Source organism: Puniceibacterium confluentis, assembly GCF_007923445.1.
Lineage (GTDB): Bacteria > Pseudomonadota > Alphaproteobacteria > Rhodobacterales > Rhodobacteraceae > Puniceibacterium > Puniceibacterium confluentis.
Genome location: NZ_VOJI01000004.1, coordinates 140867 through 160486, shown reverse-complemented (window position 1 = coordinate 160486; position 19620 = coordinate 140867). Strand labels below are relative to the sequence as shown.

Below are 19620 nucleotides of genomic sequence, written 5' to 3'. Positions count from 1 at the left end.
CGGCACCCGCTCTGCGGGAATTACGGCCTTCGCCGGGCAATTCCGGCGCGGATCAGTGCAGCAGCAGGCGGATATTTGCCGGAAGGCGCGCCGGATGGCCGCTTTCCCCAAGGCAGACGATGGTCACCTCGGCCTGAAACAGCCTGGTGGCGCCGCGCCAGACCTCCTGCCCCATGACCAGCCGGGCCCCTGTCACCGCCCGCGTCACGGTCCTGACCTCCAGCTCGTCATCAAATTTCGCGGGCATCAGATAGTCAGCCTCGACGCGGCGCACGGCAAAAACCACACCGTCGCGTTCCCGCATCCGGTTCTGGTCGATGCCCAGGGTACGCACCCAGTCGCTGCGGGCGCGTTCGATGTAGCGCAGATAATTGGCGTAATAGACGATTCCCGCCATGTCGGTGTCTTCGTAGTAGACCCGGATCGGAAAAATATGGGTTTTCACTCTGACAGCCCCGGATGCCCCATTCTGGTCCGGACCCTAGGCAGCGCAGCGCCAAGGCGCAACCGTCGGCATCGACAGCGCCGCCGCCAGCTAGGCCGCGTCGCCACCAGAGCGAGCAAAAAGCCGCAGGGCGTGGCTGGAATCCTGCGTCATTGCAGGCAGGACAGGATCATAGGCCGCCCGAATCAGTGCCGCGATCTCGGGCCGCACCACAACGCGGCCGTCGGCGATTTCGCCCAGCGGCGACCATTTGGCAAACGCCCCGTCGGACCAGAGCAACAGGGTCTGCACCGCCTGCCCCAGCGCCAGCGCATCCGCCGACAGCGCGCCAAGCGCCGCGTCCATGCGCAGAAACACAAATGCCGCGCGGATCGCCCCGGCATCGTCAAAACGGAAAGTCCGGTACTGGTTCGCATCCGCCTGATTCAGGCGGGCCACAAGCGGGTCAAGGTCCGGCACCAGCTTGTCCAGGTTGGGCACGTCCGACAGTTCGGCCCAGTCGCGGCAGAAGAACACCATCAGGTTGGCGCCCAACTCCGGGTCCACCTCGACGATCTCGAGCCGACCCAGAGTCGCCACCGCTTCGATGGCGCCCTTGATGACCGGCAGGCTGGCATCTTCGACGCCAAAGATCACCGGCGCCAACGGCCGCCCCCAACGTGCAAAGAAATAGCTGCCATCGGCGCGGGTGAACAGCGCCTGAATGTCCTGCGGTGTCAGATCCTGCATGTACGTGGCCTCGTCCGTTGCGTCACGGGCGCATGTCGCACAGCAGCCGCCCGGAAATCAATCACCCGGCGGCCACTGTTTCCCGGCACAGATTTGATACCGGCATCGCTCCCGACTGGCCAGACAGGCAGTCCCTCAGCCGAACAGGTCACTCTGTCCCACCGGCTTGGGCATCGGCAGGCCCAGATGTGTCCAGGCCTTCTGGGCCAGCATCCGGCCGCGTGGCGTGCGCTGGATCAACCCCTGCTGCAAGAGGAAGGGCTCGATCACCTCTTCGAGCGCATCCCGGGATTCCGACAGTGCCGCGGACAGCGTTTCGATGCCCACCGGCCCGCCGCCGTAATTCTCTGCAATCAGCGACAGATAACGCCTGTCTGCGCCATCCAGGCCCAGATGGTCGACCCCCAACCGCGTCAGCGCCGAGTCGGCCAGCGCCTGCGTCACCACGCCGTCGCCCTCGACCACGGCAAAGTCCACCACCCGGCGCAGCAGGCGCCCGGCAATTCGCGGTGTTCCACGGGCACGCCGGGCTATCTCTCGGGCGCCGCCATCTTCGGCGGGGACGCCCAGTTTCAGCGCATTGCGGGTGACGATCAGATGCAACTCGTCGACGGTGTAGAATTGCAGCCGAGTCGGGATGCCGAACCGGTCCCGCAGCGGCGTGGTCAGCAGCCCGAGCCGAGTCGTCGCGCCGACCAGCGTGAAGGGTTGCAGTTCGATCCGCACGGTGCGGGCCGCCGGTCCCTCGCCGATCACCAGATCCAGTTCGTAATCTTCCAGCGCCGGATAGAGCACCTCTTCGACCGCCGGGTTCAACCGGTGGATTTCGTCGATGAACAGCACGTCCTTTGCCTCGAGATTGGTGAGGATCGCCGCAAGGTCCCCCGCCTTGGCCAGAACCGGACCCGATGTCATGCGGAAGCCGACGCCGAGTTCGCGGGCCATGATCTGCGCCAGCGTCGTCTTGCCAAGACCTGGGGGCCCGTGAAACAGCGTGTGATCCATGGCTTCGCCCCGCTGGCGCGCCGACTGGATGAACACCCGCAAGTTGGCCCGCGCATCGGCCTGGCCGACGAAATCGTCCAGCGTCTGCGGTCGCAGCGCCCGGTCAAACTCGCCCGGTTGCATCTCGGGGCGCAGGTCCGGATCAGACTCTGTCATGGCTCTCTCCCGCACAGTTCAGGCCATCGGCAGGGGCGGACAAATAATGCTCTGGCCTCATGCCTTGGGCGCCAGCAGCTTGAGCGCGGCGCGGATCAATTCGGGTGTTGTGGCCTCCGGCAGATCCCCCGCCGCCTGCGCCACCGCGCCTGCCGCCTCGCCTGGTCCATACCCCAGATTTCCCAGCGCCGACAGCGCCTCGGCCTGGGCGGACGGAGTGGCACGCGGCGCCGGAACGGCACGGGTTTTCGACGCCACCGGCACCTCGATCACCTCGCCTGGATCGTCTGCGGGCGACGGCGCCACAGAGGCCCCCATCGCCATCACCACCGGGGCCTTGTCCTTCAGTTCCAGCACCACCCGCTGCGCCGTCTTGGGGCCGATCCCCTTGGCCGCCTTGACCGCATTGATATCGCCGAGCGCGATGGCCCGGCTCACCCCGTCCGGACCCAGCGTGCCCAGAATGGCCAGCGAAGCCTTGGCGCCGACCCCCTGCACCGTCATCAGCAGCCGGTGCCATTCCTTTTCCACCAGCGACAGAAAGCCGAACAGTTGCAGCAGATCCTCGCGCACCAGCAGATCGGTGAACAGCGCCGCCGCCTCGCCCGGCCCGGGCAAGGCCGCCAGCGTGCGGTCCGAACAATAGACGATATAGCCGACGCCACGCACGTCGATCAGCACATGGTCATCTCCCTTGTATTCGACCCGTCCGGCCACCCGCCCGATCATGCCCGCATCTCCCGCAGGGCCGGCACCCGGGCGTGGTGCGCGTGGCAGATCGCGATCGCCAGTGCATCCGCCGCGTCAGGGCCATTGATCAGCGCGCCTTTCAACTGCATCTGCACCATATGCAGAACCTGCCCCTTGTCGGCATGTCCGACGCCGACCACTGTCTTCTTGACCTTGTTGGGGGCATATTCCCCGACCTCCAGACCGAACTGCGCCGGGACGAGCAGCGCGATTGCCCGCGCCTGCCCCAGTTTGAGCGTCGCCACCGCGTCCTTGTTCACGAAGGTCTGTTCGACCGCCGCCACCTGCGGCGCATAGGTCCGCAGGATCTCGGTCAGCTGGTGGTGCAGCGACAGCAGACGCGGAGCAAGCGCAGGCCCGGCGCTGGTACAGACCCCGTTCGCCACATGCCGCAACCGGCTGCCGTCGACGTCGATCACGCCCCAGCCAAGGTTGCGCAACCCCGGATCAATGCCCAATACCCGCATACCTGCCGCCCCTTGTTGTTTTGCGGACACAGCTAGCACGAAACGCGAACACGCGCCAAGCCCCGATGCAGAAGCGCAAAACCGACACGTCTGGATCAAAGGCGACACGCGTGGCGCAAATCCGTCAGTCCACAAACGAATAACGACACCCGAAATGCGCGGTTTTCAGCTATTTTCCGGCGGTTTACCGCCCATTCTCGTTATGCAGTCATTGCATGTGACCCATGCGGTTTTGCCGTCTTGCGCGTTCATAAACCGCTCACTAGATGGGCAACAACAAAACGCAATGCCCGCAAATGAGAAGGATCAGGAATATGGCTGCTTTTGATACGTCGCGTCCGCTTGGCGCATTTGGCCATGCCGGCCTGATTGGAAATATCTTCGTTTCGGCACTGGACACGCCTCGGACGAACAGTGGTCTGCCACTTGCGCGTCAAATCCCGACACTGTTCGTCGCCGCGATTGGCGCGGTGGCCGCATGGAACGACGCCCGCGTCACCCGCAAGAGCCTGTCGCGTCTGACCGATCGCGAACTGGACGACATCGGCCTGACCCGCAGCGACATCGAGTCGGTGGCGCGCCGCTGAACATGCGCCCACCCGGACGTCAAAGGCCGCGCTCCTGCACAGGACCGCGGCCTTTTTGTTACCTGGCGACCAGAGCCTCGGACGAGGGGCCAAAAACGGAAAAATGCGCCGCCCGGGCCGGGACGACGTCAGAACCTCAACCTTCTGGCTAGAATTCCCTACCCGAAAATCGGCGCCGCGTGCGCCATGCTCCATGCGGTCAGCGGATCAATTCCCATCAGCCAGGCCCCGACCTTTTCGAGCCCGCCGCCCTGCGACAGGGTCGAGACATGAGTGAGATACTCGGATTCACCGAGCTTGATCAGCAGAAAGGTCTTGAACCCGACAAAACCTGCCACGAAAAATACAAACGAACTCACCGAGACCCGCGGCAGTTGCCGCATCGGCTGGTGTTCAATCAAGCCATTCTTACCGAGCCGGGTCACATAGCCCCGTGCCAGCTGCTGATGCTTCTTCGTGATCGATTTATGGCGTCTTTCAAACTTTCGAAGTGCGTTATCCATTGCGGCCTCAAATACACCCGGCCCCCACCGACGGCCCTTTGTACCCGCAGAATGTGGCAACACTTGGGCAGATCCGTCCAATTTGAACGGATCGGGGCCGTGCGAATCAGCTTTTGCAGAGAGTCAGCGTGCTCCATTCGCCGATCTGCTGACGCTTGGTCAACCTGATGCCATTGCGGGCATAGACTTCGATCACTTCATCCGCCTGTTCGTTAAGAATTCCTGAAAGAATCGCATAACCGCCGGGGGCGATATGCCGGGCCATACCCGGCGCAAGGTCGATCAGCGGCGCCTTCAGGATGTTGGCAAAGACCAGATCAAAGGGCGCCGCCGCAGCCAGATCGGGATGCTCGAAGCCCGCCGCTTCGACACATTTCACCCGGCCGGTAAGCCCGTTTGCCGCCACATTTGCCGCCGCAACCTCGACCGCGACTTCGTCGATATCGCTGGCCAGCACCTCTCCGGGCCAGATCCGGGCCGCCCCCATGGCCAGAACGGCGGTGCCACAACCGACATCGACAACGCTTGTGCCGGTGAAACCGTCGGTTGCCAGCTGGTCCAGCGCCCGGAGGCACCCCAGCGTCGTGCCATGGTGCCCGGTGCCAAAGGCCATTGCCGCCTCGATCAGCAGCGGCTCGCATCCCTCGGGCACCTTGTCGGCGTCATGGCTGCCATAGACAAAGAACCGCCCGGCTTCGACCGGAACCAGCTCGCGGCGCACCTTGGCCACCCAGTCCGTCTCGGGGATCTCCGAGATCGCAAAGGGTCTCGCGCCGAAGGCCGCGGCCAGCAACGCCAGTTCGGAAGCCTCCGGCTGCTCTTCGAAATAGCCGCCGACCTCCCACAGTCCCGATCCGTCCTCGATCTCGAACACGCCGACCCCCGTGGGTTCCGGCCAGAGCGCCTCCATCGCCTCACCCAATGCTTCGGCCTGATCCCTGCCCTGCAGGGTGGTAAGCGCGGTAAAGGTGGTCATGGCGGGCCTCTTTTCATGGGTCGGTGCTGGCGGCTCTGTTGCACGGACGCGCCCGCTGCGCAAGCGCGCCCCCAGGGACGGCTACTCGGCCGGAGCCGCCAGCCCCTGTGCAAACACCGTCTCGTTGCCCGGCGCCGGGTGGCGCGGGATCATCAGTGCCAGCGCCAGCGACGTGGCCGCCATGCCCGCCGCCAGCAGAAACACCAGCGACGGCGACACCAGCCACAGATACCCCAGCAGCGCCGGCAGGAACACCGCGGCGATATGGTTGATGGTAAAGGCCACCGCCGCCGTCGGCGCGATGTCCCCCGGCGCGGCGATCTTCTGGAAATAGGTCTTCAGCGCCAGCGCCAGGGCAAAGAACAAATGGTCCAGCACATAGAGCGCGGCCGCGAGCACCACCCCCCAACCGAACCAGTACACGCCCCCATATGCCAGGAACACGCAGACCAGTCCGATGTATTCAAAGACCAGTGTGTTGCGTTCTCCGAACCGGAACACCGCCCGCCCCATCAGCGGCGCGAGGACCATGTTGGCCACCAGGTTGATCAGGAACAGGCCGGTCACCTCGTCGACCTCGAAGCCGAAGTGTTCAACCATCATGAAACCGGCAAAAACCACAAAAATCTGTCGCCGCGCGCCGGACATGAACTGCAACAGATAATACAGCCAGTACCGGCGGCGCAGGATCATCTTCTTGATTTGCGGGTTGGGCGCTTCGAAGCGCGGAAAGGCAAAGGCGCAGTACCCAACCATGACCAGGGTCAGGCCGCCCGAAACCAGGTAAACGAAGTTGTAACTCAGATCGAAGGCCTTCCAGGTCATCACGATCAGCACATAGGCCACCAGGGTCGCCCCCGACGCCGCGGCCAGCAGCAGCCCCAGCATCTGCGGCGCCCGCTCCTTCGGGAGCCACTGCAACTGCAGCGACTGGTTCACCGTCTCGTAATAGTGAAACCCGATCGAACTCAGCATGGTGATGGTCAGGATCCCGCCCATCTGCGGAAACCATGCCGTCGCCGCGGTGGCCACCCCCAACAGGGTCAGCGCGATCAGCGCCAGCACCTGTTCGTGGATGAAGATGATGATCGCAATCACCCCGACCGCCAGAAAGCCCGGGATCTCGCGCACGCTGTGCAGCCAGCCGATGTCCGCCCCGTCAAAGTCCGCCACCTCGATGACAAAGTTGTTCAGCAATGCCGACCATGTCGCAAAAGACAGCGGCATCGCGATGGCCATCAGGAACAGCAGGGTCACGGGGCGCCGCCACACCGGCAGATCCCTGGCATCCGCCAGCCGCACACTTCGCCTCATATCCAGCCCCCGATCAACGCGCCGGGCGCAAAACCCGCCCGCGTTTCTTCTCTTTAAAAATACTCAGATCGCGGCGCCGCAGCCGCCGCCACGCCGTGTCCCCTGGTCCGTGCCCGGACAGCCGCGCCGCACTGACCGCGCTCCCCGCGTCTCAATAGGCAGTCCCCGTCAGGTTGCGCCAGCACAATCGACTCAGGTTCGGATCTTCCACCCGGTGCGGAAAATCCACCAGATCGCGCCCAGACACAGACCGGTGAACAGCGCAATTGCCATCAGGCTCAGACCGATGGGAACATCCGCCATCCCGAAGAACGCCCAGCGGAAGCCGGATATCAGGTAGACCACGGGATTGAAAAGCGCCACAGTCTGCCAGGCCTCGGGCAACATCGAGATCGAATAGAAAGACCCGCCCAGAAACACCAGCGGCGTCACCACCAGCAGAGGCACCAGCTGCAACTGCTCGAAGTTCCCGGCCCAGATCCCGATGATGAATCCCAGCAAGGAAAAGCTGAGGCAGGTCAGCACCAGAAAGACCAGCATGGCAACAGGATGCTGGATGCTCAGATCCACGAAAAGCGCGGCAGTGCCGAGTATGACCAGCCCGATGAACAGCGCCTTGGTCGCCGCCGCACCGACATAGCCCATCACGATTTCGAGGAAATTGATCGGCGCTGACAGCAGTTCATAGATCGTGCCGATGAATTTGGGAAAATAGATCCCGAAGGAGGCGTTGGAAATCGACTGGGTGATCACGCTCAGCATGATCAGCCCGGGCACGATGAACGCGCCGTAGGACACGCCCTCGACCTGCTCGATCCGGCTGCCGATGGCCGCGCCGAACACCACGAAGTACAGCGAGGTCGAGATCACCGGCGAGATGAAGCTTTGCATCAGCGTGCGAAAGAACCGCGCCATTTCAAAGCAATAGATCGACTTGACCGCCTGCCAGTTCATGCCGCGTCCTCCGTCTTGTGCACGAGGCCGACAAAGATGTCCTCGAGCGAATTCTGGCTGGTCTGCAGGTCCCGCAGCACCAGCCCTGCCGCGCTCATCGCCGTCATGAGGCTGGCGATCCCGGTGCGCTCCGCCCGGGTGTCATACCGATAGACCAGCGCCGCGCCTTCGTCGGCCAGTTCCAGATCGAACCCGGCGAGCGCGTCAGGCACGGCACCAATCCGGGATTGCAGGTCGATGCGCAGGTGCTTCTGCCCCATCCGGGTCATCAGCGCCGCTTTCTCTTCGACCAGCAGCAGCTGCCCGTTGTTGATCACGCCAACCCGGTCGGCGATGGCTTCGGCCTCTTCGATGTAGTGGGTGGTGAGGATGATCGTCACCCCGTCCGCTTTCAGCCCGGCGACGATCTCCCACATGTCGCGGCGCAGCTCCACGTCGACACCGGCGGTCGGCTCGTCGAGAAACAACACCCGCGGTTCGTGGCTCAGCGCCTTGGCGATCATCACCCGCCGCTTCATGCCGCCGGACAGCGCCCGGATCGCGGTGTCCTTCTTGTCCCACAGCGACAGCTGGCGCAGGATCTTCTCGATCAGAGCGTCATCTTTCGCCTTGCCGAACAGCCCGCGGGAAAACCGCACCGTGCTCCACACCGTTTCGAACGGCTCCAGCGTCACTTCCTGCGGCACCAGCCCGACAAGGGCGCGTGCACCGCGAAAGTCGTGCACCACGTCATGCCCCCCGACCCGGATACTGCCCGTGCTCGGCAGCGTGATCCCGCAGATCGTGGAAATCAGGGTCGTCTTCCCGGCGCCGTTCGGCCCGAGCAGGGCAAGGATCTCACCCTCCTCGATGTCCAGCGTGACGCCTTTCAGGGCTGCGAAACCGCCGTCGTATACCTTTTCCACGTTTGCGATCTGAACGATTGCCGTCATGGTGCACCTCCCGCGTTAGGGGCGCAATCTAGGCCGCGCCGCCCCAAACGCAATGTGCAAACCGGCAGAGCCCCTGTGCATGACACTCTCAGGCAGGTGTCGACCGCGCGCCTTGATCATGAAACCGGGGCGACCGGACCGCAGCCTTTGCCGGTCCGGCGCGATCGCTGTCCAATGGACGCGACGGGATCATCGCGCACGCAGGATCAGGCCCCGCGCACCGTGTCGATCATCAGCTGCACATTGGCCGGGTCCGCATCCGGTGTGATGCCGTGGCCCAGATTGAAGATATGCGGCCCCTCCGAAAAGGCCTGCACCACCCGCCGGGTTTCGGCCACCAGTTCCGCGCCGCCCGTCACCATGTGCGACGAGGCCAGATTGCCCTGCACGCAGCCCGACACCTGCACATGTTCCGCCGCCCATTCCGGGGTCACCGAATCGTCCACCGCCACGCAGTCGGCCCCGGTGGCGGCGTGGAAGCCGACGTAGCCCTGCCCGGCCTGGCGCGGGAAGGCGATGACCGGTATGCCCGGATGCCGCCTTTTCAGCGCCTCGGTGATGACGCGCGCGGGCTCTTTGGCATAGCGCTCGAAATCCGCGCCCGACAGTGACCCGGCCCAGCTGTCGAACAGCTTGACCACTTCGGCACCAGCCTCGATCTGGCGCGACAGATATTCGATCGTGCCTTCGGTGATCTTGCCCAGCAACTGTTCGAACAGCGCCCGGTTTCCATCCTTCAGCGCATGGGCCGGACCCTGATCCGGAGTACCCTGCCCCGCGATCATGTAGGTGGCCACCGTCCAGGGCGCACCGGCGAATCCGATCAATGTCGTCTCGGCCGGCAGTTCGCGCCGCAGGATCCTGATCGTCTCGTAAATTGGCGCCAGCGTGTCGTCGATGGCATGCACCGGCCTGAGCGCGGCAAAATCGGCTTCGCTGGTGATTGTGGACAACCGCGGCCCCTCACCGGTCACAAACCACAGATCCGCGCCCAGCGCCTGCGGCAGCAGCAGAATGTCGGCAAACAGGATCGCCCCGTCAAAACCATAGCGGCGGATCGGTTGCAGCGTCACCTCGGCGGCAAGCTCGGGGTTGTAGCACAGCGACAGGAAATCCCCGGCCTGTGCCCGTGTCGCCTTGTACTCGGGCAGATACCGTCCGGCCTGGCGCATCATCCAGATCGGAGGCGTGGGCAGGGTCTCGCCGGCGAGCGCACGCAGGATGGTCTTGGTCATTCGCGGATGTCCTCTTCGGTTTGGCAGGTGGTCCGATGCCAGCGCCGGGATGTCAACCCGGCAGGAGGTAGGGCGGTCGCCGTCACCTGACAGGCCACCGCCACTTTGACGGCCGCAGCGCCCATCGAAGATTTTCCGTCCCGCGCCCGCGCGAGCATTGCCCCGGCCAGACGACGCCGCTAAGTCTCGGGCATGATAGCTGACCTTCCCACCCCCGCCGCACCTCTGAAAATCGGCACCCGCGGCTCGCCGCTGGCGCTGGCCCAGGCGAACGAGACCCGCGACAGGCTGGCCACAGCCTTTGACCTGCCGCATGAGGCATTTTCGATTGTCGTGATCAAGACGACGGGGGACCGCATCATCGACCGGCCCCTGAAGGAGATCGGCGGCAAGGGTCTGTTTACCCGCGAAATCGAAGAGGCGCTGCTGTCGGGCGGCATTGATATCGCCGTGCATTCGATGAAAGACATGCCGGTGCTGCAACCCGGCGGGCTGGTCCTGGACACCTATCTGCCACGCGAGGATGTACGCGACGCCTTCATCTCGCCGGATTTCAGCAGCATCGCCGAGCTTGCGCCGGGGGCCGTCGTCGGCACCTCGTCCCTGCGCCGCCGTGCGCAACTGCTGCATCGCCGCCCGGATCTGACCGTGGTCGAATTCCGCGGCAACATGCAGACCCGCCTGAAGAAACTCGCCGACGGTGTGGCAAGCTGCACCTTCCTGGCGATGGCCGGGTTGAACCGGATGAAGATTGACGGGGTGCCACGGACCCCGATTGATACCGGCGACATGCTGCCCGCGGTGGCCCAGGGCGCCATCGGCATCGAGCGGCGCGGAGCGGACGACCGGGTGGCACAGATGCTGGCGGCGATCCACCATGTCCCCACCGGCCAGCGTCTGGCCGCCGAGCGTGCCTTTCTTGCCCGGCTCGACGGATCCTGTGAAACACCGATTGCCGGGCTGGCGGAACTGAACGGCGCGACACTGACCCTGCGCGGCGAGGTGTTGCGCCCCGACGGATCGGTCGCACATTCCGGACGACGCGAGGGGCCGGTTGCGGAGGGTGCAGAGATGGGGCGGGATCTGGCGGCCGAGCTGCTGGCCACCGCGGGCCCGGGCTTTTTCGACTGGCACAGCGGCACGGCCAAGGTCTGAGCCAGTTCACGCCGCAACCGCAACTGCGGGCGTGCCTCAGTCCGGAAACACCTTGCCGGGGTTGAGGATGCCACGCGGGTCCAGCGCCGCCTTGATCGATTTCATCGCCGCAACCGCGACGCGGTCCTTGCGGCGCGCCATGCTGGGCCGCTTGGCAAGACCGATGCCGTGTTCGGCGGAAAACGACCCGCCCAGCGCCAGCACTTCATCCTCGACCGCCTGCATGATGGCATCGCAATGCGCCGGGTCCGGACTGCCCGGCCAGACCGTGTAGTGCACATTGCCGTCCCCCAGGTGCGACACCACCAGCGGCACCGCCGCCGGGTCCAGCGTCGCAAGCCGCGCATCCATCCGCGCGAGAAACACCGCCACCTTGTCCAGCGGCACCGCGACGTCGTTGTTCACCATCGGGCTGTGGCTCAACGACAGCGGTCCTGCCGCCTCGCGCCGCGCCCAGATTTCGCTGCGCTGCGCCTCGTTCTGCGCCACCACGGCGTCCAGCACCGATCCCTGTTCCAGCATGTCCGCCAGCAGCGTCTCGAGCAGCGCGGTCAGAGGTACGGTACCATCTGTCGATGCCGTCACATCCCGCGGCGCGCTCGAGGCGATTTCGACCATGACACAATGCAAGTACTCGGTCGCAAACGGGGGGCGGGCCTGCGGATAGCGGCGGGCATATTCCTGAAGGTAGCGGCGCGGCATGTATTCGAACGCCTCGACCGCGCCGCCCGTGGCCTCTTGCACCCTGTGCAGCAGTGCCAGCGCCGCGTCCAGCGACGGCAGCGCAACCATCGCCGTTGCCGTCGCCGTCGGCTTTGGCACCAGCTTCAGGACCGCCCGGGTGATCACACCCAAAGTGCCTTCGGCGCCGATCATCAGATGTTTCAGGTTCAGCCCCGAGTTGTCCTTGTGCAGTTCCGACATGAGGTTCATCACCTCACCGTCGGCCATCACCACTTCGAGTCCCAGCACCAGATCGCGGGTGTTGCCGTAGCGCAGCACATTGGAGCCACCGGCGTTGGTGCTGACAAATCCGCCGACCATGCAGGAGCCGCGCGCCCCGAACGTCAGCGGAAACACCAGCCCCTGCGCCAGCGCCGCGTCGTGCAGCGCCGAAAGGATCACCCCCGCTTCGACCACGGCGATCCGCGCGGCTGTGCGGATGTCCTGAACCCGGTTCATCCGGTCCAGCGACAGCATGACCGCGCCGTCCCCCACGGTCCCCCCGGCGAGCCCGGTATTGCCCGACACCGGCACCACCGGCACACGATTCTCATGCGCCAGACGCATCACCGCCGAAACCTCGGCGGTGGTTGCGGGCCGCACGACACAGAGCGGCGCCCAGGTGTAGGCACCGGTCCAGTCCCGCGACCACGGCGCGGCGTCGGCGCCGGTCAGCACAGCGGCCGCACCCACCGCACCGCGCAGCGCGGCAATGATGTCGCTCACTCGTCGGGAACCTTGAACGTCAGCGACGCCCAAAGCGATTCCCATGCGTGATCACCTTCGACTTCGGCGTCCAGCGCATTGAACACCACCGAATCCACCAGATATTCGTGCCCGGCGTGAACCGGTAATGTCACCCGCCCCTCGGCATCTGTGCGGTGCAGGCTGGAAACGCCCGTCGCCGCGCCGGGGGCCTTGTCGAACAGCTCGACCTGAACATCGGCACGTGGCTGCCCCTCGTAGAGCACCTGCACCGCGACCCCGTTCGACAGGTCGTCGGTGTAAGGGTTGGCCCCGGCCACGATCTCGGTGCGCAGCCCCATTTCACGGTCGGCCCCGGCACCGTTGCCGATGGCGATCAGGCTCTTGGCGTAGCGGGTGTACCTTTCGCGCACACGGTCCTGGGTGAACCCGCGCTCGATATGACGCGCCTGCGCCCAGGCGATGTCCTTGTGATTGGTGAATTCGACGAAGGTGTCCCACTTGGGATATGTCAGCGAATAATCCCTGGTCACATGCACGACAACCGCCAGACCCTCACCCGCCGCCCGCATGTTCAATGCCGGCCGGTCGCCCGCGCGGCCCTCGACCGGCAGCACGTCATCACCGCGCACAACGTCGAAGCGGGTGAAATTCGCCGGAACATAAGGATAGGCCGAGCCCTCAAAGCTTTGCCCGACCCGCAGGTCCGCCAGCAGGGTGGAATCGAACGGCACCTGATAGAATACCGGCGAGATCCAGAATTCATGCGCCTTGGCGGGCAGCGCCGCCATCAGCGACACCGATACGCCCAGAACCTGCAATAGCTGTCGTGCAAGAAACATGCGTTACTCCGCTGCCCGGACGGCCTGACGCTGCACGCCCAGACCGGCGACCCCCAGTTCCATCACATCCCCGGGTTTCAGATACACAGGGGGTTTCATCCCCATGCCTACGCCGGGCGGCGTGCCGGTGGCGATCACATCTCCGGGATGCAGCGACATGAACTGCGACAGATGCGCGATGATCTGCGCCACGGTGAAATGCATTGTCCGGGTGCTGCCGTCCTGCCGACGCGCGCCGTTCACCGAAAGCCAAAGCGCCAGATCCTGCGGATTTCCCACCTCGTCCGGCGTCACCAGCCAGGGGCCGATGGGGCCGAAAGTGTCGGCGGACTTGCCTTTGATCCACTGACCCGAGCGGCGTATCTGGAAATCCCGCTCGCTCACGTCATTGATCACACAATATCCCGCGACATGCTCCAGCGCCTCTGCCTCGGTCACGTATTTCGCGGTCTTGCCGATCACGAAACCCAGCTCGACCTCCCAGTCGGTGGCCTTTGAGCCGCGCGGGATCTCGACATCGTCATTGGGTCCGACGATGCAGGATGTCGCCTTGGAAAACACGATCGGCTCCTGCGGCAGGTCCATCCCCGCTTCGGCGGCGTGGTCAGCATAGTTCAGGCCGATCGCCAGGAACTTGCCCACCCCGCCGACACAGGGTCCGATACGCGGGCTGCCGGCGACCAGCGGCAGGTTCGCAGTGTCGAGAGCCGCCAACGCCCCAAGGCTTTCGGGGCTGAGTGTCGTGCCGGCCAGATCCTGCACATGGGCAGAAAGATCACGCAACCCGCCCTCTGCATCCAGCAGGCCGGGTTTTTCGGCGCCGGGTGGCCCGTATCTCAGAAATTTCATGGCTGATGTGCCCCCTTGCGACAGTTGTCGGCACATTAGAGGGAAATGCCGTGACTTCAATTGCCGCAGGCCAAATACAGTTGCATTAAATCTGTGCGTTGAACCTGTGCGCCGCGTCGCAGGCCCCGGCGACCAGGACCACGGCACGCCCTGTATCGGAGCGGTGCGCGCGGGCTTTGGGCCCGGTCGCAACCCCGGAACCGGTCAGACGAAAATTCCGCAGGCGGTGGAGCACCGGCCCTGTGCGGCGCTGTCAGACCCGCCGCTTCAGGCGGTCCTCGAGCTCTTTGGCATAGTCCGCCGCGCGCAGCTGGAATTTCTTGCTCAGGTTGCTGCGGGCCAGCTTCATCGACTGCACAAGCAGACGCGCCGACAGCGTCTTTGGCTGCAGGTCGACCACGAGGCTGATCCGGGTGCGGCTGCGCGACAGAGCCACCAGGTCGATGCGAGTCTGCGCTTCCAACCCGCCGGAGACGGTCTGAAACGCCATAGCCTGCGGCGGCTCGTACCGGGTCAGCGTGACGGCGGCGTCACGGGTCTTGCCCCGGAACCGGAACTGGGCGGTCCAGGCGGACCCCTCCTTTGGCGCACAGCCGGGATCCTTGCGCTGGACTTCGACTCCGTGGCGCATCACCGACCGTTCGATCATGTCAAAATCGCTCATTTCCGCGAAAACCTGATCCAACGGCGCCTCGACATCTTCCTTGGCGGCGAATTCCATGCGTCTACCCCAATCGTCGTTTTTTGTTGTCACCTGCTCTTGCGGGGCAGTCTTGCCTCAATCGAGAGTATCTGCAAGCCAGTTGCGCAGCAGGAAATGCGCGATCGCGCCATTGCGCGCCGGCAGGATCTCGGGGTGTTCTCCGGCAAAAGCCAGCGCCAGTTCCTCGCGGGTGACCCAGCGGGCGTCTTCGATCTCGACCGGGTCGATGTTGATCTCACCGCTCAGCGCCTCGCCGCGGCAGCCGATCATCAGCGAGGCGGGAAACGGCCAGGGCTGGCTGGCGAGGTAGCCGACCGCCCCGACCTGCACACCCGCCTCTTCGAACACCTCGCGGCGCACCGCGGCCTCGATCGTCTCGCCGGGTTCGACAAAGCCGGCCAGGCAGGAATACATGCCCTGCGGCCAGCCGGGCGAGCGGCCCAGCAGCACGGAATTTCCCCGCAGGATCAGCATGATCACCACCGGATCCGTGCGCGGAAAATGATGCGCGCCGCAGGACGGACAGATCCTCTGCCAACCGGCGGACGCGATGTCCGAGGCTGCGCCGCAACGGGCGCAAAATCCGTGGATGCTGTGCCAGGCAAAGATCGCCTTGGCGCTGGCGGCCAGTTCGGCGTCGCGCGGGCTGAACCCGGTCATCACGCGGCGCAGTTCGCTGAAGCGCTGATCGGGGTCCAGTTCGGGGTGCATCTGCTCGCTGGAATCCGAAAAACCGCCGAGCTGCGTCAGATCCTGTCCCTCGGGAACCCAGGCCGAGATATCATGCGCGAAGCGCAGGGCGCCCTCTTCGCGGCCCAGCAGGATCGGTTCGGCACGCGCCTCGGCTAGGACAGGGTGATCAAGGGGCAGCCGCACGAGGTCCAGCGCGCCATCGCAGCCCGAAACCAGCGGCTTGCCGCGCCACACAACAACCGTGCGCGTGTCCGGGTGCTGCAACCCCGCCGCCAGTTCGGGTATGTCGCTTCGCAACTCGGCCGCCCGGTCCAGATCCGAGCCGCCGAATGTCACCTGTTCCGCATGCCGCATTGTATTCCCTGCCACCTGTCCTGTCGGCAGTTGCATGCCACGCTCGCCGGGGCGTGGCAAACGGGTTCTGCCCCCGGCCCGGGCGCGACGGTCCACAGCCGGTGCGGTCAGCCGGGGACTGTATTGCTGCGGCACTCTGTGCAATACTTCCGGCGTTTTGGCGGTTTTGCCTGGCATCAGACAAAACTGTCGTACCCAGAGTCACATTTCTGAGTATCCTGCCACAGCAACCAACGCCCCGGAGTACAGCATGACAGTTTCGCAGCAATCATCCGTCACCCGTCGCGCCTTTCTGGCGGGCACAGCGGCAGGCGGTGCCCTGATCGCCGTGCATCCCTATTCCGCGTTCGCCGCCCCGGGTCAGGCCCATCTGCGGCTGCTCGAGACAACCGACCTGCATGTGCATGTGCATCCCTACGACTATTACGCCGACAAGCCGGTGGACACGGTCGGGCTGGCCCGCACCGCCAGCATTGTCAACGACATACGCGCCGAGGCGACCAACAGCCTGCTGCTGGACAACGGCGATTTCCTGCAGGGCAATCCGCTGGGGGACTACATCGCCTACGAGCGCGGGATGAAGGCCGGCGATATGCACCCGGTGATCACCGCGATGAACACCCTGGGCTATGACGCCGCCACCATCGGCAACCACGAATTCAACTATGGTCTCGACTTTCTGATGAACGCCACCGCCGGTGCGGATTTCCCGGTCGTGCTGGCCAATATCGCCACCAAGTCCGGCGCCGGCCCGCGCGACGACACCACCCTGTTCAAACCCTATGTGATCCTTGACCGCTCGGTGACCGACGGCGGTGGCACCGCGCATCCGATCCGCGTGGGCGTGATCGGTTTCACTCCGCCGCAGGTGATGAACTGGGACCGCAAGAACCTCGAAGGCAACGTGCAGGCCCGCGACATCGTCGCCACCGCCGAAGCCTGGGTTCCGGAAATGAAAGAGGCGGGCTGCGACATCATCATCGCGCTGTCGCATTCCGGAATCGGCGCGGCGCAGGCCACCGACGGGATGGAGAACGCCTCTGTGCCGGTGGCTGCAGTCGATGGAATCGACGCGGTGATGACCGGCCATTCCCATCTGGTCTTTCCCTCGCCCACCTATGACGGCTATGCCGCCGTCGACGTCGCCAAAGGCACGATTCATGGCAAACCCGCGGCCATGGGCGGCTTCTGGGGCAGTCATCTGGGGGTGATCGATCTGCTGCTGGAACGTGACGGCACCGCCTGGCGGGTGCTGTCGACCACCTCCGAGGCGCGTCCGATCTCGCAGCGCAACGAAGACCGCAGCATCACCGCGCTGGTCGAAAGCGACGCCGCCGTGCTGGCCGCCACCCAGAAGGACCACGACGATACACTTGCCTATGTCCGCCGTGCGGTGGGCAAGACCTCGGCGCCGCTGCATTCCTACTTTGCGCTGGTGGCGGATGATCCCTCGGTGCAGATCGTCTCGATCGCGCAGACCTGGTACATCGCCCAGATGTTGCAGGGCACCGACCATGCGGACCTGCCAATCCTGTCGGCCGCCGCGCCGTTCAAGGCCGGCGGACGTGGCGGGCCCGAGTATTATACCGACGTGCCGGCGGGCGATGTGGCGATCAAGAACGTTGCCGACCTCTACCTCTATCCCAACACCGTGCGTGCGGTGAAAATCACCGGCGCCGAGGTCAAGGACTGGCTGGAACGCTCTGCGGGGATCTTCAATCAGGTGACACCGGGCAAAGCCGACCAGCCCCTGCTCAATCCCGAGTTTCCCAGCTACAACTTTGATGTGATCGACGGTGTCAGCTACCGCATCGACCTGTCGCAGCCGTCAAAATACGACGCCAAGGGTGAATTGGCGAACCCCGGCGCAAACAGGATCACCGATCTGACCTATGACGGCGCACCGGTCGATCCGGCCCGCGAATTCATCGTGGCCACCAACAATTACCGCGCGAGCGGCGGCGGCAGTTTCCCCGGCGCCCTGGGGGATACCATCGTGTTCGAGGCACCGGACACCAACCGCGACGTGATCGTGCGCTACATCGTCGAACAGGGCACCATCAACCCGTCGGCCGATTCCAACTGGAGCTTTGCGCCCTTGCCGGGCACCTCGGTCCTGTTCGAGACCGGGCCAAAGGCGCGTGACTATGCCGCTGGTGTTTCTGGCCTGACACTGGAAGATGCCGGCGATACGGCCGAAGGCTACGCCCGGTTCAGAATCCTGCTGTAGCTGCTTGGCGAGCCTGCCCCGCTGGCTCGGGCAGGCCGCTTTTGACCCCCGGTCGTGTGGCGCGGAAATGTCGGCCAGTGCCCGGGTAACAGAAGGCTGACTCGACTCTGACCGGCCCGCGTGCTCTGTCTGGACTGTTCCCCGGTGACGGGGTGCGAAGTCGAGACTCGATGCCGGGGCTCGACAGGAAGGGTGGTCACATGCTGCGCCTGTTCGCTTTACTGATGGCCCTCGGTCTGTTGGCTGCCTGGCTGACCCGTCCGCATGAGGCCCTTGCCGAAACCGAATTGCGGGCAGTGATACTGGATGCGCTTGCGACAGAAGACATCAAGGGCAAGGACGCAGCCACCTCTTTGGCGCTGATGGGCTGCCGCCTGGATCCCGGGGCGTGTTACGATCTGGTCCGAAGTGCGCTGGACACACATTATGATGACCGAATCGTCTACGCGGTCGTCACCGTCAGCGGATTCAGCCGCCGCGCCAGATGTTACGGCATATTCGCGACATTCGTATGCCCCGGGGGCTTTGCCCGCCAGTAGCGCCGCCGGCCGAAACATCCCAGAGCACGGGTTGCGAATCCAAGTGACGCACATTATGTAAACCGTCGAGGGGTTGGCGCGGGCAGGCGCCTCGCCAACCCGGTCAGATCCGGAAGGAAGCAGCCGTAACGAGCCCCGCTTGGGTCGTTGTCAACCTCTCACCTTGGAAGCGGATCGCCGCTGCGATCCGCGCCCGGCACCGGCAGGCATGTCCCGGCCGCAACCGCTGACGCCCGAGATTCACCATGTATGTCATCACCTTGCTTTGGGATGCCGCATGAACACCGCGTGGGCGCGGGGTGCCGCCAGCGCCCAGGCCATTTGCGCATCTGTTTCGATCGCGCAGGGCCGCAGCTTTCGCAACCGCGCCAGCGCCTCGTCCGGGGCCTCGCCCGCTTCGATCATCAGCCGCAGCGCAACCATGCCCGACCGCCCGCATCCACCCCTGCAATGCACCAGAACCCGACCGCCGCCCGCAAGTGCCCGCAACGCCTGTCGCGAAACCTCGGGCCAGGCATCGTCAAAGCCCGCACCGGGCGCCGCAAAATCATCTATTGGCAGATGCACCCAGCGCGTGCCCTGATCCTGTAGCTGCGTCCCGAGGAAGCGCGCGCCGACAGGTATCATTTCAGCTTCGGTGGTGAGCGATATCGCAATCGCCGGGGCCCAGCCGCGGATGTGTTCCAGATCCCCGGCATAGTCGCCTTGCGCCCCCGGCAACGGCGCGATGGCGAGGATTCCCCCCGCCACCGGCACCGCGTGCATCATCGTCAT

Annotated in this window: 21 protein-coding genes and 1 other RNA gene; 5 read left to right on the top strand and 17 right to left on the bottom strand. The window is 64.8% G+C overall.

The genetic code is table 11. The features are described from left to right. Positions 1 to 52: 52 nt before the first annotated feature. The 5 genes from ybgC to ruvC all read right to left on the bottom strand — a co-directional run bounded on the left by ybgC (position 53) and on the right by ruvC (position 3552). The gene (gene ybgC / locus FOY53_RS06550; protein ID WP_281289552.1) at positions 53 to 445 is read right to left on the bottom strand and encodes a tol-pal system-associated acyl-CoA thioesterase; all 393 of its coding nucleotides are present in this window, start codon (positions 443 to 445) and stop codon (positions 53 to 55) included. Positions 446 to 535: 90 nt separating this feature from the next. Further along, entirely contained in the window at positions 536 to 1174 is a 639-nt protein-coding gene (locus FOY53_RS06545) for a hypothetical protein (RefSeq protein WP_372833406.1), read from the bottom strand. A 135-nt stretch (positions 1175 to 1309) separates the two neighbouring features. Further along, complete coding sequence (gene ruvB / locus FOY53_RS06540) at positions 1310 to 2335, bottom strand: Holliday junction branch migration DNA helicase RuvB (RefSeq protein WP_146586953.1); 1026 nt, start codon at positions 2333 to 2335, stop codon at positions 1310 to 1312. A 57-nt stretch (positions 2336 to 2392) separates the two neighbouring features. Next, positions 2393 to 3064 (bottom strand): Holliday junction branch migration protein RuvA, encoded by a 672-nt coding sequence (ruvA, locus tag FOY53_RS06535; RefSeq protein ID WP_146586950.1) that lies wholly within the window; start codon positions 3062 to 3064, stop codon positions 2393 to 2395. Beyond that, positions 3061 to 3552, bottom strand: a complete 492-nt coding sequence (ruvC, locus tag FOY53_RS06530; protein WP_146586948.1) for a crossover junction endodeoxyribonuclease RuvC — start codon at positions 3550 to 3552, stop codon at positions 3061 to 3063. The genes ruvA and ruvC overlap by 4 nt, the downstream gene beginning before the upstream one ends. Before the next feature lie 314 nt (positions 3553 to 3866). Here ruvC and FOY53_RS24050 point away from each other — a divergent pair, with 314 nt between their 5' ends. Continuing rightward, complete coding sequence (locus FOY53_RS24050) at positions 3867 to 4139, top strand: YjiS-like domain-containing protein (protein ID WP_146586946.1); 273 nt, start codon at positions 3867 to 3869, stop codon at positions 4137 to 4139. A 158-nt stretch (positions 4140 to 4297) separates the two neighbouring features. Here FOY53_RS24050 and FOY53_RS23620 read toward each other — a convergent pair whose 3' ends face one another. The 6 genes from FOY53_RS23620 to hemE form a co-directional block, all read right to left on the bottom strand. After that, on the bottom strand, positions 4298 to 4498 hold the full coding sequence (locus tag FOY53_RS23620) for a hypothetical protein (protein ID WP_246107308.1): 201 nt from the start codon (positions 4496 to 4498) through the stop codon (positions 4298 to 4300). Positions 4499 to 4748: 250 nt separating this feature from the next. Beyond that, entirely contained in the window at positions 4749 to 5618 is an 870-nt protein-coding gene (locus FOY53_RS06515; RefSeq protein ID WP_146586944.1) for a 50S ribosomal protein L11 methyltransferase, read from the bottom strand. Between the two features lie 81 nt (positions 5619 to 5699). Beyond that, entirely contained in the window at positions 5700 to 6932 is a 1233-nt protein-coding gene (locus FOY53_RS06510; RefSeq protein ID WP_146586942.1) for an MFS transporter, read from the bottom strand. Positions 6933 to 7124: 192 nt separating this feature from the next. Further along, a complete protein-coding gene (locus FOY53_RS06505; RefSeq protein ID WP_146586940.1) occupies positions 7125 to 7886 on the bottom strand; it encodes an ABC transporter permease in 762 nt (253 codons plus the stop codon). Beyond that, a complete protein-coding gene (locus FOY53_RS06500; RefSeq protein WP_146586938.1) occupies positions 7883 to 8818 on the bottom strand; it encodes an ABC transporter ATP-binding protein in 936 nt (311 codons plus the stop codon). The genes FOY53_RS06505 and FOY53_RS06500 overlap by 4 nt, the downstream gene beginning before the upstream one ends. Before the next feature lie 206 nt (positions 8819 to 9024). Next, complete coding sequence (gene hemE, locus FOY53_RS06495; RefSeq protein WP_146586936.1) at positions 9025 to 10053, bottom strand: uroporphyrinogen decarboxylase; 1029 nt, start codon at positions 10051 to 10053, stop codon at positions 9025 to 9027. Positions 10054 to 10245: 192 nt separating this feature from the next. On the opposite strand from hemE, the gene hemC reads away from it, so the two are divergent. Next, positions 10246 to 11208, top strand: a complete 963-nt coding sequence (gene hemC / locus FOY53_RS06490) for a hydroxymethylbilane synthase (RefSeq protein WP_146586933.1) — start codon at positions 10246 to 10248, stop codon at positions 11206 to 11208. 36 nt (positions 11209 to 11244) lie between these two features. Here the strand turns inward: hemC and FOY53_RS06485 are convergent, their stop codons facing one another. The 5 genes from FOY53_RS06485 to nudC all read right to left on the bottom strand — a co-directional run bounded on the left by FOY53_RS06485 (position 11245) and on the right by nudC (position 16077). Next, a complete protein-coding gene (locus tag FOY53_RS06485) occupies positions 11245 to 12648 on the bottom strand; it encodes an FAD-binding oxidoreductase (protein WP_372833409.1) in 1404 nt (467 codons plus the stop codon). Positions 12649 to 12653: 5 nt separating this feature from the next. Next, positions 12654 to 13478, bottom strand: coding sequence for a DUF4198 domain-containing protein (locus FOY53_RS06480; RefSeq protein ID WP_146586929.1), 825 nt, complete (start codon positions 13476 to 13478; stop codon positions 12654 to 12656). Positions 13479 to 13481: 3 nt separating this feature from the next. Next, the gene (locus tag FOY53_RS06475) at positions 13482 to 14327 is read right to left on the bottom strand and encodes a fumarylacetoacetate hydrolase family protein (protein ID WP_146586927.1); all 846 of its coding nucleotides are present in this window, start codon (positions 14325 to 14327) and stop codon (positions 13482 to 13484) included. A 253-nt stretch (positions 14328 to 14580) separates the two neighbouring features. Then, entirely contained in the window at positions 14581 to 15048 is a 468-nt protein-coding gene (locus FOY53_RS06470; RefSeq protein ID WP_146586925.1) for an SRPBCC family protein, read from the bottom strand. 57 nt (positions 15049 to 15105) lie between these two features. After that, the gene (gene nudC, locus FOY53_RS06465) at positions 15106 to 16077 is read right to left on the bottom strand and encodes an NAD(+) diphosphatase (RefSeq protein WP_146586923.1); all 972 of its coding nucleotides are present in this window, start codon (positions 16075 to 16077) and stop codon (positions 15106 to 15108) included. A gap of 250 nt (positions 16078 to 16327) precedes the next feature. Between nudC and FOY53_RS06460 the strand changes: the two genes are divergently transcribed. The 3 genes from FOY53_RS06460 (at position 16328) to ffs (ending at position 19010) form a co-directional block, all read left to right on the top strand. Beyond that, entirely contained in the window at positions 16328 to 18307 is a 1980-nt protein-coding gene (locus FOY53_RS06460) for a bifunctional 2',3'-cyclic-nucleotide 2'-phosphodiesterase/3'-nucleotidase (protein WP_146586921.1), read from the top strand. 200 nt (positions 18308 to 18507) lie between these two features. Beyond that, positions 18508 to 18846, top strand: coding sequence for a hypothetical protein (locus FOY53_RS06455; RefSeq protein ID WP_146586919.1), 339 nt, complete (start codon positions 18508 to 18510; stop codon positions 18844 to 18846). 66 nt (positions 18847 to 18912) lie between these two features. Then, positions 18913 to 19010: signal recognition particle sRNA small type (gene ffs / locus FOY53_RS06450), an RNA gene on the top strand. Positions 19011 to 19101: 91 nt separating this feature from the next. Here ffs and FOY53_RS06445 read toward each other — a convergent pair. Next, a complete protein-coding gene (locus FOY53_RS06445; protein ID WP_146586916.1) occupies positions 19102 to 19620 on the bottom strand; it encodes a protein-tyrosine phosphatase family protein in 519 nt (172 codons plus the stop codon).